The sequence below is a fragment of the Legionella steelei genome (assembly GCF_001468005.1).
GTDB lineage: Bacteria > Pseudomonadota > Gammaproteobacteria > Legionellales > Legionellaceae > Legionella > Legionella steelei.
The window spans coordinates 1,881,149-1,893,861 of sequence record NZ_LNYY01000019.1 but is presented as its reverse complement, the minus strand read 5'-3'; the positions used below and the strand labels follow the sequence as shown (position 1 = coordinate 1,893,861).

Below are 12,713 nucleotides of genomic sequence, written 5' to 3'. Positions count from 1 at the left end.
ATTTATAAATGGATTAAATCATTCTAAATTCTAGAATTTAGAATAGCTATTCATTAATCATGATCAAACCACAAGATATTGTTGTTTTAGCCAAACTATTAGTTTACCAGATAGATAAAAGCTGGTCTCAAAATAGCATTGCATCTGAATTGTGTCTTAGTCCTTCCCAGATAAATAGCGCGTTTAAGCGATTAGTTTCTGCAGGATTAATTACACCTTATCATCCGCCAAATAAGCCACAGCCTATAACTCAAGCTTGCGAAGAGTTTTTTCTCCATGGTTTAAAGTATGTTTTTCCGGCCAAATTAGGCGAACTAGTTCGTGGGATTCCAACTAGCTATGCCGCACCGGCTTTAAATGAGCAGATTATAATAGGTAATGATCCAATTCCTGTTTGGCCATACGGTGAAGGTAGTGAACGGGGTCTTGCACTGAAACCTTTATATCCTTCAGTACCTGAAGCTATAGCCAAACATCCAGATCCATTATTTTATGATTTGTTAACATTAATTGATGCTATTCGTTCTGGGCGGGTAAGAGAAAGGCAAATTGCTGCACAGAAAATATCAACACTACTAACTGGACTTTGGCCATTTTAAATTTTTGATTTATTTCAGTCCAATGTGATAGCCTGTCATTCCCGCGAAGGCGGGAATCCATGCCCAAGTTGGTATCATTTTAATCTGATAGATAGATTCCTACCTTCGCGGGAATGACAAAATCAAAAATGGCCAAAGTCGAGACTAAGATCAAAAAACTGATCCTTAAATGAGATAGGCCTCTAATTAAAACACATTTAACTCGTAAGAATATACGTTGGGAAGTATTGTAAAAAGCATATGTTCCATTTTGGAACGTATGGATGACAAAAAAATTTGAAGGCCATTTCGAGGAAGTTCTCGAAATGGTTGAAATAGGCTGCGGGTGACTACTATCTTGTCTTTAAAAAGCATTTCATACATAATGCAATCGTGCTTATTGGTAAGCCTGCTCGTTCGTGCAAAGATTTAATCAACCAATAGTGAAGATAGTATAACCTTATACCAAGCTTGTTATCTAACCAAAGACTACGAACGCAAATAACTAGATAATAATTTTGGTAAACGTAATAGGATTATATTATGACATACATCGAATACTTTAAACTTCAAGCAAAAAACCTATTCAAAGATTACAAAACAAAAACACCATACCTTGATGAGGTAATTAATGATTATTTATATGAGTATCAGCCTCAATACTTTGATATAGAACAAATTATTTTATCTTACGACATAGATGAAGACAATTTTAGCTTAATGAAAGCCCAGCATATCATTGCGTTGATAGTTGGCTTCCATAAATGGGCAGATTTATTGAAAGCCTCTGAGTTTGAGTTGGAACTCGCCAAGCTATTAATTGATAACTACGATAAAGTCTACGTAGAAGATTGGGAGATGTATATTGCTGGTGTGGAGCGCGATAATAGCATAAGTATCGATCCCCAATCGAAGCTAGAAATATTTAAGCAAGTCTTTCTTGGTATAGAATCCTAAAGTTCTTTCTAAACTTTGCCACAACACTATGCTAATAGCATGATATATAATAAATTCTATCCAAATTAAGAGGCGGTTTATTATATTTAATGTGTCCCAAATTGACGCTAAATACAGGTGTGCTATAATTACAATAAGTCCTAAATTGGCGAATTATTATGACAGTTAAATATAAAGACAGCATAGAGTACAAAGCGCTTCAGCGTATTAAGAAAATACGCAGTAATGTGGTGCTGCGCCAAGATCTCATGGATCTGGGATCGTATCGCCAAGTTAGTCGTGTTTTTAAGAAAATGATGGATGACAATAAGCTGGTTAAAATTGGAGCTGGTATTTATGCAAAAGCATATTTATCAGAAATGCTAAATGCACCTATTATTCAAGGCGGTTTTGATCAAGCCTGTAAAGAGGCCTTAACTAAGAAAGGTATCCAATGGGAGCTTAGCACAGCGGCTCAAGAGTATAATGCAGGGCGCACAACACAAGTTCCCGTGCGTACTTCTGTCCGATTAAAAAGCCGCTATCGAGGCACGCTGTCTTTTGGCAAAAGAAAATTAATTGCGGAGAAACAAATTAATGCTCGATAGCTCGATGTTTCAATATATTGAAACCACTGCAAACACTTTAGACTTACCTGAATCTGTTATTGAAAAGGATTATTATGTCACTCAGGTAATTCAATCCCTTTCCAAAATAGAAAATGAATATTTCCGTTTGGTATTTTGTGGCGGTACTTGTTTGGCCAAAGCGCACAAGGTCGTCCAGCGTATGTCTGAGGACGTTGATTTTAAAATTCAGCGTAAATCTACCACGGATGGTTTTAGCAAATCCTATTTGTTGAAAGAACTTAAGGCTTTTCGGCTTGAGCTTCAATCAAACTTTGCAATTCCTAATCTTACAGCAAGTGAGCCAGTGGTGCGTAATGAGGGAAAGTATTCACGGGTTGAATTTTTCTACCCTTCAGAGTTTACTCGTAATGCGACTTTAAGACCTCACATACTCTTTGAATTCACTTTATCAAATATTCGCCGTGAGGTTGTGACACGCTCAGTAAAAACGCTGATGGAGGATACCTTTCCCAGTTTAAGCTTATTTCCTCAAAGCCAAACCCATTGCGTTGCTGTGCATGAAACGGCTATTGAGAAATGGGTGGGTTTAACCAGACGCATCATAGCTATTGAACGAGGTTATCATTATGATGATCCATCATTGATTCGCCACGTTTACGATCTTAATGCTATTGAATCGGTTGAACCTGTTCCTGACAATTTTTTAATGCTGGCTAAGGAGATTGTTCTAACCGATGCACAGCAATTTAAAAATCAAAATCCTGAATATGCAGCCAACCCAGTAGAAGAAATTAATCGTTCACTTGATCTTCTGCGCACCAAATCTTTATGGCGAGAACGTTATCAAGATTTCATTGAAAATATGGTGTTTAATCCTAGCCTAGCTACTGATTATGATAAAGCCATCAATGTGATTGCGGATCTCAGCAAAAAAGTTGTTTCCTACTTGCACTAAGAGCAAGTGGGGGTACATTTGGGGGTATATTTTTATCAAACATAAAAATAACCTTTTAAATACAATGCATTGAATTATAAATTAAATAGCCGCCGCCTCCACCAATTAACCTGTTGATTTATAAGCTCTTTGGTATATCTGATTTATTCGCGGGTTCTCAAAGGGTTTATTTACTACTTAAACTACTCCAAAACATAAGGTGTTTGATATGGACTTCAAAACCCAAGGTGATGCAATAGCACAACGGAAACAAAAAGCATGGACTGGCTTTCAGCAAACAATTCAGCCCGGAAAATTTTATACTCAAGAAGATATAAAAATTAAAAACAAATGGGTAAAAGAAATTGAGGCTGCCAATGATGAGTGGAGAGAATGGCTCAGTTCTATCTAATGAGTAATTCTACTGAATTTATGAAGGACTCATACACATGCAGCAACCCCAAATACATACGTTTCAAGATTGTTTAGATATTTCAGAACGAGCGGGCGGGAATCGGCATTTAATGTTGGGAAATGGTTTTAGTTGCAGTATATTTCCAGATGTATTCAACTATAAAGTTCTAGCAGACAGAATTAACTCTAAAACCATCAAAGCATTGTTTACATCTCTTGAAACAAATGATTTTGAAGACGTAATGAGACGGATAACTAATGCATTAGTCATTGCTCGATTATACCCAGAAGGATCTGATCTTATAGCTAAACTTGAACAAGATTTGGATGAACTAAAAAATACATTAATAGAAGTTATCACTAAATCCCACCCTCCCACTCCGCAAGCAATTACAGAAAAGCAGTACCAATCTTGTTACAAATTTTTAAAACACTTTGAAAAAGGAAAAAAATATTCATTTAACTATGATCTAATCCTTTATTGGGTTTATATGCATTTTCTTGAAAATAAAGAGAAGCGTTTAGTTTGTGATGACGGATTCAGAAAGCCTGAAAATAATCAATCGATAGTACAATGGAGGATAGGCAGGGAAAGACGCCAAAATGTATACTATATACATGGAGCTATGCATATTTTTAATGATGGCAGTCCCCATTATGAAAAATATACTTGGATCAATAGTGGTAAATCGATATCTGAACAAGTGCGTGAATCTATCAGCTCACAAAAATACCCTGTTTTTATCTCTGAAGGAACAACAGAACAAAAACTATCACGGATAATGGAAAATACTTATCTTGGGCGAGCTTTCGCAAGTATAAAAGAGATAGGAGGAAGTTTATTTATTTTTGGACACTCAATTAGAAATGAAGATGATCATGTATTTAACTTTATCAACGAGGAATCAAAAAGTCTAAAAAATATATTTATTAGTCTTTTCGATGATGTTAATACCCTTAAAAATCAAAATATCATCAATAAAGTTGAGGGTTGGAAGAGTAAAAATAAAGAAAAAGGATATTATTTTTACGATGCCTCTTCAGCTAACGTTTGGAGCGGATAGCCTCCTAAATGTATGTTCCCCAATTATTAATTGTCCTATACCCTTTTTTCGATGCATCATTAGGAATCCACTTACCATAGGTCTTCATTACCATTTCAGTATCAACATGCCCCATCTGACTTGCAACCCACATGATATTTTCGCCGCCAGATAACATCATAGAGGCATACGTATGTCTTGTTTGATAAGGGTTTCTGTAACGAATACCAGCTCTCTTAATTGTATGCACCCAAGCAGTGCGCCGTATTTGGTGATCGGTTTCCCATGGTTGATTCGTGAGGGTCAAGCCTTGCTTTGTGCTTAAAGCAGAAATTATCAAATAAACACAAGTTTGATAAGTAGCGAGTAAGCACGAAGCAAGGCTTGACCCTCGATGATTCTGTGCAAAGGGTGTATTCGGTCTTCTTCTTCGATTAAATCAATCTAATAAACTTAGTTAATTGTATCTATTCCAACAAAGTGATGAGTTTGTTTCGGATTACAAATCACACATATGGGGTCAGGCCTTGAGTTGTGAATTTCAATTAAAGATTGATGAGTCTATTGAGGCTCAGAATGAAATGGACTAAAAACATGTCAAGGAAAAGATTCACAATTCAAGGCTTGACCCCATGAGTGTTTGCATTACATTGATGCCTGAGGAGAAAGTGTTTGATTAGGTACAGGGATGTTACTATAAATTATTAAATCTTCAGTTGAGTTTTCTGATATTTCGACAGGCTCCAAATTGCCCCCTTGATCTCTTATCCAAACGCCTGTTTCTTTTGCAGCAAGTGGATTGTAAGTAAAATTCCCAGCACAATTAACGATAATCACGCCATCGCCTTCAGCGACTTTACCATGTATCGTAGGAATAACATCGGCTACAATTAAATGTACATCGATTTGTTCACTTATCTTTTGTTGTTCAGAGCTTAAAATTCCCGTTTTATGATCGGCACAAATCTCTATTCCAAAGCGAATACCATTTTGTGTAAAAATCGAAGAGGCATGACCGGGATAAAAAATACCGCTTCCCGTATCAAGATAAACTTCAGCCTCGACCTGTTTACTATAACGCTTAGGTTTATTATTTTGAGAATTGAAAAAAATAGATGCTGTATTTTTTACTAATTTTTTATCTGCAATTTCCTCTTCAAACGAGAAAAAACCTCGGAAATGATTACGTTGCCATGATTTAACCGCACTCACATACTTTGTTTTTTTTGCTTCATCTTGTAAATTCAAGGTTTTTTCAACATAGGTAGTACCGGGAATAATAATAGCCTGAGGATAATCTTTAGCCAGCTTTTGTAAACGCTTCTCAGCGTCTAACAACGCTGTCTTGGAGTTGAATTTCCCCTGTATCGCGTCATCCTTATTTAACAGAGTATATTCAGGACACATAAAAATAAACGTCACCTCTGAGTCGCCAGAATCTGATGACATAGCCTGCGCATAGGCCGCTTTAAATTTTTCTTCAAGCACGTCAATCCTTTCTTCCAGTTTTTTATCCTCCATGCTAAAACCGGGATCCCACATAGCAACTGTAATTGTTTTCATCAAAGATACCTCACTACTTGCTAAAATTATAGTGTATTTTTTTTAATTATTTGATGAAAATCCCATCCTAAGCGAGCATAATTAAAACAAGGTGTCCAAAGTTAAAAGGCCGTTACAATTCTTAAGTATTAAAACATTGCTATCACAAGCAATGGGGCATAGAGGGTCAAGCCTTGCTTTGTGCTTAAAGCAGAAATTATCAATAAACACAAGTTTGATAAGTAGGGAGTAAGCACGAAGCAAGGCTTGACCCTCTATGTGGTGACCCTCTATGTGTTTCTATTTATAATCGCAACAATGTGTTTATTTTTTGTAAAGAGCATCTTTAAAATCCTCTTCATCTGAAAATTGGTTTTTTGTACTTTCAGTGTAGAGAATAGATAAATGCCCTCCACTACCTAATGTATCATGAGGTAACCTGTGGTTAATTGATAACTTATTGCCATCGGGTAAGCTATAAATATTTAATGCCTGCGAAGGTCGGCCTTCGAATAAGCTATATTTCTTTTTACTCAGCTTTTTAGCATCGGCGAGTGATATTTTTTTAGCAACAGGATTTTCTACATCTATCAAATAAAAGTTTCCCGAATCACATACAGCAATACATTGGTTTGAAGATAATACTTGTAGCTCTTTTAGGCAGGGAGATTCTTTGCCATGTTTCTTCGCTAATAGAATTCTATTTTTCTCTTCGCCTGTTTTCCCATTTAAAAGCAGGATATAAGGAGGGGCATCGTTTGTGTTATATAACAAGGCAACCAAATCACCATTGGGTAAAGCATGAAGATGATCAAGTTTTCCATTCTTTTCGTACTCTTCAATCAAAAGAACTTCTTTAATCTGATTTTCTTTGCAATTAAAAAAAATAAGGCCTGCCCTTGATAAGGATGTCGTTTTCTCTAGGACAACAGAAAAAACAATACGGTGACCAGGTAGTAAAATAAAGGAGGAAACATAGCCATCCTTATGTGCATTATAAGTAAGTGGTATATTTTTATGGGTAAAAAATTTATCAATTACATCCTTACATAAGTGAGAAACACCTTTAGCTACTCTTTTTTCATTATTATTGAAAAAACTAAATAAATGAACCAAGAGTTCAACGGGGAGTGGAGCCATCATACTATTTTCTTGCTCAGGGGTACTAATCTCTTTTTTTTCTAACATCTTTTTACACTTCCATTCGTTATTCAAAATTCAAATCCATTAGATCTGATGATTACTTTGATAGACAGACCTAAGTAAGCCATAGAGTTGTGGATTCAACCATCTAATGCAATCACACTTTAACTAATTTTTTGCGATAAAAATAACATGCCAGGCGCTTTACAGCCTAATGTTTTTCTAGGGTCTTTCATTAAATTTATTCATAATCACAACTGGGTGTTATTAGTTATTGAAATATTGCCGTACTAATCCATTTGCATTTTGATCGAGCACGTTCCAAAAATGAACACTAGGAATACATGTCTACCGTTGGATAAATTGGACGTATTGGCTCTCTCTCTCTTTGCATGCGGATTGGGTGGCAACCAATGTTTATACATTGGAAGATACTGATGAACCTTTGTATATAGCTACGGCTATTGAGCAGGAATTTGAATCATTGCGAAATTTTCTGGTTGTGATGAGTTTTGCATTTCCTCATAAAACCGGGGCATAGAGGGTCAAGCCTTGCTTTGTGCTTAAAGCAGAAATTATCAAATAAATACAAGTTTGATAAGTAGCGAGTAAGCACGAAGCAAGGCTTGACCCTCTATGATTGTGAAAATAGATTGATTGTCGGTTCCCTAATTTGGGAAACGTTCTGTACAAGTAATTATGCAGATTTTATATGCTCAACTTTGTCAATTTGTTTCGACTCTAGTGTTCATTAATCGTTGGTCTATTTAAAAATAAGCTAATATAAAACAAGAGGAGAATAAATTAATTTTCTGGAGCTAAAAATGAATCATTACAGATTAAGAGTAATAGATAAGGAAACAATAAAAATAATTAAGGATATTGGGGGATATGAAAATCTTCTTGAAAATGGCCAGGATACTTGGGCTAATACTGAAGAAGAAGCTAGATTGAAATTAGCAGAACAAACTGTTTTTTCTAATTTTGGTAGAAATCGGGGAGAATTGCATCCGAATAAAGAATGTTATTGGGGATTAAATGATATTTGGACAGACCCCAACAAAGTCGATATAAAGCTTGTTTAATTCTTGATTGGGATAGCCCGAATTTTTCTAACGTAGTATGTAGTCTCCCTTTAATGTGAAACAAAATCATATAACCAATACATAGACATTGAGCAATATAGGTAACACCTATAGTGAAATAGCCATGTGGCTTGATTAAGTATAATATGCCTCAAAGATACCCAATATCTGCCCAAAAAAATTAATTCAATCCGATCATTAGCAATACTCCAGTATTGAGAAAAATGGCCAGGAATGGCGCCTTTAAATGATGGGGAGGTTCATGAGCTCTCGCAGGGGGCACGGCATAGAGGGTCAAGCCTTGCTTTGTGCTTAAAGCAGAAATTATCAAATAAACACAAGTTTGATAAGTAGGGAGTAAGCACGAAGCAAGGCTTGACCCTCTATGATTTGCGACAAAACCCGAAATTTTTATACTAGATGATTAATACGCTATTGGTCTATTTATAGTGAAAATCAAGATGAAACAAATTCTTTTGAAATCAAATAACTCGTATCACTATTGCATAATTTACGTAGATGAATTAACAAGACAATAATAATGGTTCAAATATAATACTATCAGATTAATGTTTGGTTAAATTGAAGTAAGCAAGGTTAGAGGTTAACAATTATGCAAGCTAAAGCAGTAGAAAAAGGTAACGTTTTTTCATATGTAAGTATTGAAGGAAACGAAAAAGTCGAAAGAAATCTCTCTGCAGTATCTTTAGAGAAAGCCCCCTATTTTTATTGCTCTTCAGGTACAAACTCAGCAAGCAAAGGAACATGGTTTCCTTGTTATGGAATCCAAGAAGGCTGGATCATAAAACCTGCACATACATCATTCCCAGAGAATTTTTCAGTATTCATTCGTAATATGTTTCTAAGTAAACAAGTCAGCTTTCCATTAGTCGAAAGAAATCAAATAGAATGCACCAATGAAGTGCACATGATAGAGAAAAAATTACAAGCTTTTGCGCGTCGCTTTGGAAATATAGAATCACTACTCTTTTCCTATGCAGTCGGTGGCGGTTATTGGAATACAAAAGATAGCTTTGTATTACGAAATTATCTTGATGCTGTGTATGCAAAAGAGCTTCACGCAATAAAAAGTAACTGCCCTGAAATATCAATATTACGTAACCCTCCAGCAGCTACTAAGGATCGAGAGTTTTTCGCCGATTTCGATAACAATCCAATTGGTGCTTTGTCCGCTGCTAAGAGATTACACAGTGCTTTAGAAGAGCAGCGCAGCCACATTGAGCCATTTGCTTTGAAAATTAAAAGAAAGGACATTACTACCCAACCTCCTTTATTACCCAAAACAGCCAAATCACCGCTTTTATCGCAAACCCTGTTTTGTAGACCAGAGAACAGAGTCGTGCAAAACCATGCTCCTCAAAATCGGGAAGTGCTATCCAAGAATTTAACGCCAAAATCGCATAAAGATTTAACTTATGCGCTAGATGATTATCTCGCATTTGAATGGGAAGCTGACAAAAGCTGTGTTGCAACCAATAGCACGCGAAAAGAAGCGGCAAATAGCTTACTCAAATGGATAAAGGGTGGTGAGATAATGCTGACTCATAACCAAATCAATGCACTTGAAGAGAAAAGCGTTCTAAGAAACATTTTCGAAGACATAAAAAGATCCGATTTTTATACACATAATAGCCATAAGCTTCATATGGAATCAACGAGCTTTAGTTTAAGATAGATAAGGGCCCAATCTTTAAGGGGCGGCATATTCTAATCTCAAGAATAATATCCACCCACATCATTATGCTATGTTTCCTGGTAGTTTCTCGGAAGAGAAGTTAAAAAAAATCTTAAACAACCCCTGCTCTTCTTAAGAGCAGCAAGGTTAGCTAGCAGTCCTAATAAAATCAATAGAGGAAAAAAGTGGATTATCGTTAAAGGATTATTTCAAAATTATTTTTATGGTTTATTGAGATTCCCATTAGAAGTGAGCATAAATATGGATTTGATCATAAAAAAAAGAATCCTTTTATGTAGATATTAGAAAATTTTCTGGCGATGAAAAATTCATATCTCTGATAAAAAAACTATCTCATGATATAAATGACATTAGATTTTCAGCTACTGCCTTTTTTGCTCCATTAGATCTAATCAACAGAGTGAGCGATCGTAAAAAATAAAATGTTAAAATAAATATCGATTTCATTATGCCTATCTGGTGATTTATTCTCTATTTTCAAGGGTAAAATTGTTTGGATTATTAATTAGAGCATTACAGGTCAAAATGACCCAACCTACGAGTTGCCCATGTTTTGTACAATCGTCATCCTCAAATTATGCTTTATTAACACTATCTTTACTCATCCAGAGCAAATTATTTACAAATTGGGCTCTCAATCTTTTAAAATGGGAGAGTCTAATAATTTTGAGATAGAGGTTCAGTATGAAAAAACTTATAAGTATTTGCTTTCTTGTTTTATTTTCCTGTCAAGTTTTTGCATCAGATGCTAATGATCTGGTTTTAATCTACAGGGTTTCAGAAAAGGATAAAAATCAAATTTATACCAAGTTTGTAGAAAATACTATTGTTGCACGAAAAACAAATAATAAACCCAGAAATTATCATGTTACTGTAGGGTGGATAAGACAGGTTGGCAAAGCGAAAGAACTAAGAAATTTTATGAAAAAGGAGTTAAAAAATAAGGAACAATTCATTTTTTATTTCGATCCAGCAGGTCTCCTGCATGTCGCTCCTAACTGCCCTGAACCTTCCAATCCCAAAAATCCTCTAAATATAAAGTGCAACCGTAATGCTGTAGTACTATTTCCTGCAAAGGACTCTCTGGAAACACTAAGAATGATTAACCGGGAGTTGAATGAAGCACTGGATCGATATAATGAAGAGCATGGAACAAAGTACAAAATGGATACCGATCTACTTCCAAAATACTTTGCTCCTCACATAACCTTGGCAAATACAAGTCAGATTAATAAAAAGGATCGTAATAAGGCTGTTAGCGAGGTAAACAATAAAATGAAAGATAATAATAATTTTATTTCTGTCATATTAAATAAGAAGTAGTCTGAATGGGTTAAGTCGTTTTGACCCAACATTGGATTTTCAATTTATCAACTATGGTTGGGTGAAAATCACCCAGCCTACGAGCTGTTTTCACATCCATGCATAGGCTGTTTTAGTAATGGATAAATTCGGTTTTGTCGCAAAAATTTTCATGATCAGTCGATTTATCGGATTTTTCTGGAGTCTTTCGAAAGCGTCACAAACGACACTGTGGTGTCTCATGGCGTATGGATGAGACGTATATCAAATTGAAAGGGCAGTGGATAAGGAAGGTACTACAGTTGATTTCATGCTGTCGGAAAAACGGGATGAACCGGCAGCCCGAGCCTTTTTCGTCAAGGCCATGGTTCTGCCGTTTTTTAATGATTTATAAATTGTTTATTTGAGTTCAGTCTGAAGTTTTCTTAAATTGGCAGGGGCATATTATGAAGATAAATAAAAATGAGAAAAAGGTTGCTAATGTGTTCGTAATTGTAATATAGATGCAAACTGAAAAATATTACTGTTAAAATGGTAGATCTTATCGAGTCTACCTGATGCTTAGAGCTTGTATAGGAGCATAAAATGAAAACTTTGACTAAAGAAATGCAAGCAGCGATTACGCCTACAATTGCGTTGCACTTATTGCAAGAAGGCAACAAACGATTTATAAACAACTTAAAAATTAATCGTAACCTGTTACAGCAAGCCAATGAAACCTCTGATGGACAACACCCCTTTGCAATTATCTTAAGTTGTATTGATTCACGCACCTCAGTCGAGTTGATTTTTGACCAGGGTTTAGGCGATGTATTTAGCGTGCGCATTGCCGGAACCATTATTAATGAAGATATTTTAGGCAGTATGGAATTTGCTTGTAAAATAGCAGGAGCAAAGATAATAGTGGTTTTGGGACATTCAAAATGTGGTGCAATAAAAGGTGCATGTGATAATGTAGAAATGGGCAGTTTGACTGCCTTATTAAGTAAAATACAATCTGCTGTTCGTGCCGAAAATACCATAGTTGAAAATCGAACCTCAAGTAACGAGGAATTTGTAGAAAAGGTTACAACGATTAATGTACGAAAAACAGTCTATGCTGTTATGGAGCGCAGTCCCATTTTGAAAGAACTTATTGAAACAGGTGAGTGTGGCATTATTGGGGGACATCATGATATCTCAACAGGTGAGGTGATCTTTTATCAAGATGCTAAATTTGGTTTTAATAGTGACCTGATTTGAAACATAGTGTTGTAACCCATACTTAACTTTATACCTGGGCATGCTCGATGAGTTCTCTACTTGACTATGGTGTCAAGAATGCTGTGATTCGAGTGAGTCTTTCTGCTGAAGGATGGAAAATAACTTATATAACCGTTTGAGAGAATCAAATTCAATGAAGCGTTGCAAACATACAAACAAAGGAGTC

13 protein-coding genes and 1 pseudogene are annotated in these 12,713 nt (G+C 35.7%); 11 read left to right on the top strand and 3 right to left on the bottom strand.

The features are described from left to right. Positions 1-59: 59 nt before the first annotated feature. From Lste_RS12395 to Lste_RS12370, 6 genes are all read left to right on the top strand, one after another. The gene (locus Lste_RS12395) at positions 60-599 is read left to right on the top strand and encodes a helix-turn-helix domain-containing protein (RefSeq protein WP_058511241.1); all 540 of its coding nucleotides are present in this window, start codon (positions 60-62) and stop codon (positions 597-599) included. 522 nt (positions 600-1,121) lie between these two features. Next, positions 1,122-1,535, top strand: a complete 414-nt coding sequence (locus Lste_RS12390) for a hypothetical protein (protein WP_058511240.1) — start codon at positions 1,122-1,124, stop codon at positions 1,533-1,535. A 158-nt stretch (positions 1,536-1,693) separates the two neighbouring features. Further along, positions 1,694-2,122, top strand: a complete 429-nt coding sequence (locus Lste_RS12385) for a DUF6088 family protein (RefSeq protein ID WP_058511239.1) — start codon at positions 1,694-1,696, stop codon at positions 2,120-2,122. Next, entirely contained in the window at positions 2,112-3,059 is a 948-nt protein-coding gene (locus Lste_RS12380) for a nucleotidyl transferase AbiEii/AbiGii toxin family protein (RefSeq protein ID WP_058511238.1), read from the top strand. The genes Lste_RS12385 and Lste_RS12380 overlap by 11 nt, the downstream gene beginning before the upstream one ends. 208 nt (positions 3,060-3,267) lie before the next feature. Further along, positions 3,268-3,450, top strand: coding sequence for a hypothetical protein (locus Lste_RS12375; protein ID WP_058511237.1), 183 nt, complete (start codon positions 3,268-3,270; stop codon positions 3,448-3,450). A 37-nt stretch (positions 3,451-3,487) separates the two neighbouring features. Beyond that, the gene (locus Lste_RS12370; RefSeq protein WP_058511236.1) at positions 3,488-4,516 is read left to right on the top strand and encodes a DUF4917 family protein; all 1,029 of its coding nucleotides are present in this window, start codon (positions 3,488-3,490) and stop codon (positions 4,514-4,516) included. Between the two features lie 4 nt (positions 4,517-4,520). On the opposite strand, the gene Lste_RS12365 is transcribed toward Lste_RS12370, so the two are convergent. The 3 genes from Lste_RS12365 to Lste_RS12355 all read right to left on the bottom strand — a co-directional run bounded on the left by Lste_RS12365 (position 4,521) and on the right by Lste_RS12355 (position 7,225). After that, positions 4,521-4,802, bottom strand: coding sequence for a tyrosine-type recombinase/integrase (locus Lste_RS12365; RefSeq protein ID WP_420324191.1), 282 nt, complete (start codon positions 4,800-4,802; stop codon positions 4,521-4,523). A 338-nt stretch (positions 4,803-5,140) separates the two neighbouring features. Continuing rightward, on the bottom strand, positions 5,141-6,058 hold the full coding sequence (locus Lste_RS12360; protein ID WP_058511234.1) for a hypothetical protein: 918 nt from the start codon (positions 6,056-6,058) through the stop codon (positions 5,141-5,143). A 303-nt stretch (positions 6,059-6,361) separates the two neighbouring features. Further along, complete coding sequence (locus tag Lste_RS12355; protein WP_058511233.1) at positions 6,362-7,225, bottom strand: hypothetical protein; 864 nt, start codon at positions 7,223-7,225, stop codon at positions 6,362-6,364. A 779-nt stretch (positions 7,226-8,004) separates the two neighbouring features. Here Lste_RS12355 and Lste_RS12350 point away from each other — a divergent pair. The 5 genes and pseudogenes from Lste_RS12350 to Lste_RS12335 all read left to right on the top strand — a co-directional run bounded on the left by Lste_RS12350 (position 8,005) and on the right by Lste_RS12335 (position 12,526). Beyond that, positions 8,005-8,265 (top strand): hypothetical protein, encoded by a 261-nt coding sequence (locus Lste_RS12350; RefSeq protein WP_058511232.1) that lies wholly within the window; start codon positions 8,005-8,007, stop codon positions 8,263-8,265. A 613-nt stretch (positions 8,266-8,878) separates the two neighbouring features. Then, on the top strand, positions 8,879-9,961 hold the full coding sequence (locus tag Lste_RS12345; protein WP_058511231.1) for a hypothetical protein: 1,083 nt from the start codon (positions 8,879-8,881) through the stop codon (positions 9,959-9,961). Between the two features lie 705 nt (positions 9,962-10,666). Then, positions 10,667-11,305, top strand: a complete 639-nt coding sequence (locus Lste_RS12340; RefSeq protein ID WP_058511230.1) for a hypothetical protein — start codon at positions 10,667-10,669, stop codon at positions 11,303-11,305. 182 nt (positions 11,306-11,487) lie between these two features. Then, positions 11,488-11,651: pseudogene (locus tag Lste_RS18900) on the top strand (DDE-type integrase/transposase/recombinase); the annotation flags it as partial. Positions 11,652-11,869: 218 nt separating this feature from the next. Further along, complete coding sequence (locus tag Lste_RS12335; RefSeq protein ID WP_058511229.1) at positions 11,870-12,526, top strand: carbonic anhydrase family protein; 657 nt, start codon at positions 11,870-11,872, stop codon at positions 12,524-12,526. Positions 12,527-12,713 lie beyond the last annotated feature (187 nt).

Coding starts and splice junctions, on each gene's coding strand:
- Lste_RS12395 (WP_058511241.1), top strand. CDS start 60: ATGATCAAACCACAAGATATTGTTGTTTTAGCCAAACTATTAGTTTAC.
- Lste_RS12390 (WP_058511240.1), top strand. CDS start 1,122: ATGACATACATCGAATACTTTAAACTTCAAGCAAAAAACCTATTCAAA.
- Lste_RS12385 (WP_058511239.1), top strand. CDS start 1,694: ATGACAGTTAAATATAAAGACAGCATAGAGTACAAAGCGCTTCAGCGT.
- Lste_RS12380 (WP_058511238.1), top strand. CDS start 2,112: ATGCTCGATAGCTCGATGTTTCAATATATTGAAACCACTGCAAACACT.
- Lste_RS12375 (WP_058511237.1), top strand. CDS start 3,268: ATGGACTTCAAAACCCAAGGTGATGCAATAGCACAACGGAAACAAAAA.
- Lste_RS12370 (WP_058511236.1), top strand. CDS start 3,488: ATGCAGCAACCCCAAATACATACGTTTCAAGATTGTTTAGATATTTCA.
- Lste_RS12360 (WP_058511234.1), bottom strand. CDS start 6,058: ATGAAAACAATTACAGTTGCTATGTGGGATCCCGGTTTTAGCATGGAG.
- Lste_RS12355 (WP_058511233.1), bottom strand. CDS start 7,225: ATGTTAGAAAAAAAAGAGATTAGTACCCCTGAGCAAGAAAATAGTATG.
- Lste_RS12350 (WP_058511232.1), top strand. CDS start 8,005: ATGAATCATTACAGATTAAGAGTAATAGATAAGGAAACAATAAAAATA.
- Lste_RS12345 (WP_058511231.1), top strand. CDS start 8,879: ATGCAAGCTAAAGCAGTAGAAAAAGGTAACGTTTTTTCATATGTAAGT.
- Lste_RS12340 (WP_058511230.1), top strand. CDS start 10,667: ATGAAAAAACTTATAAGTATTTGCTTTCTTGTTTTATTTTCCTGTCAA.
- Lste_RS12335 (WP_058511229.1), top strand. CDS start 11,870: ATGAAAACTTTGACTAAAGAAATGCAAGCAGCGATTACGCCTACAATT.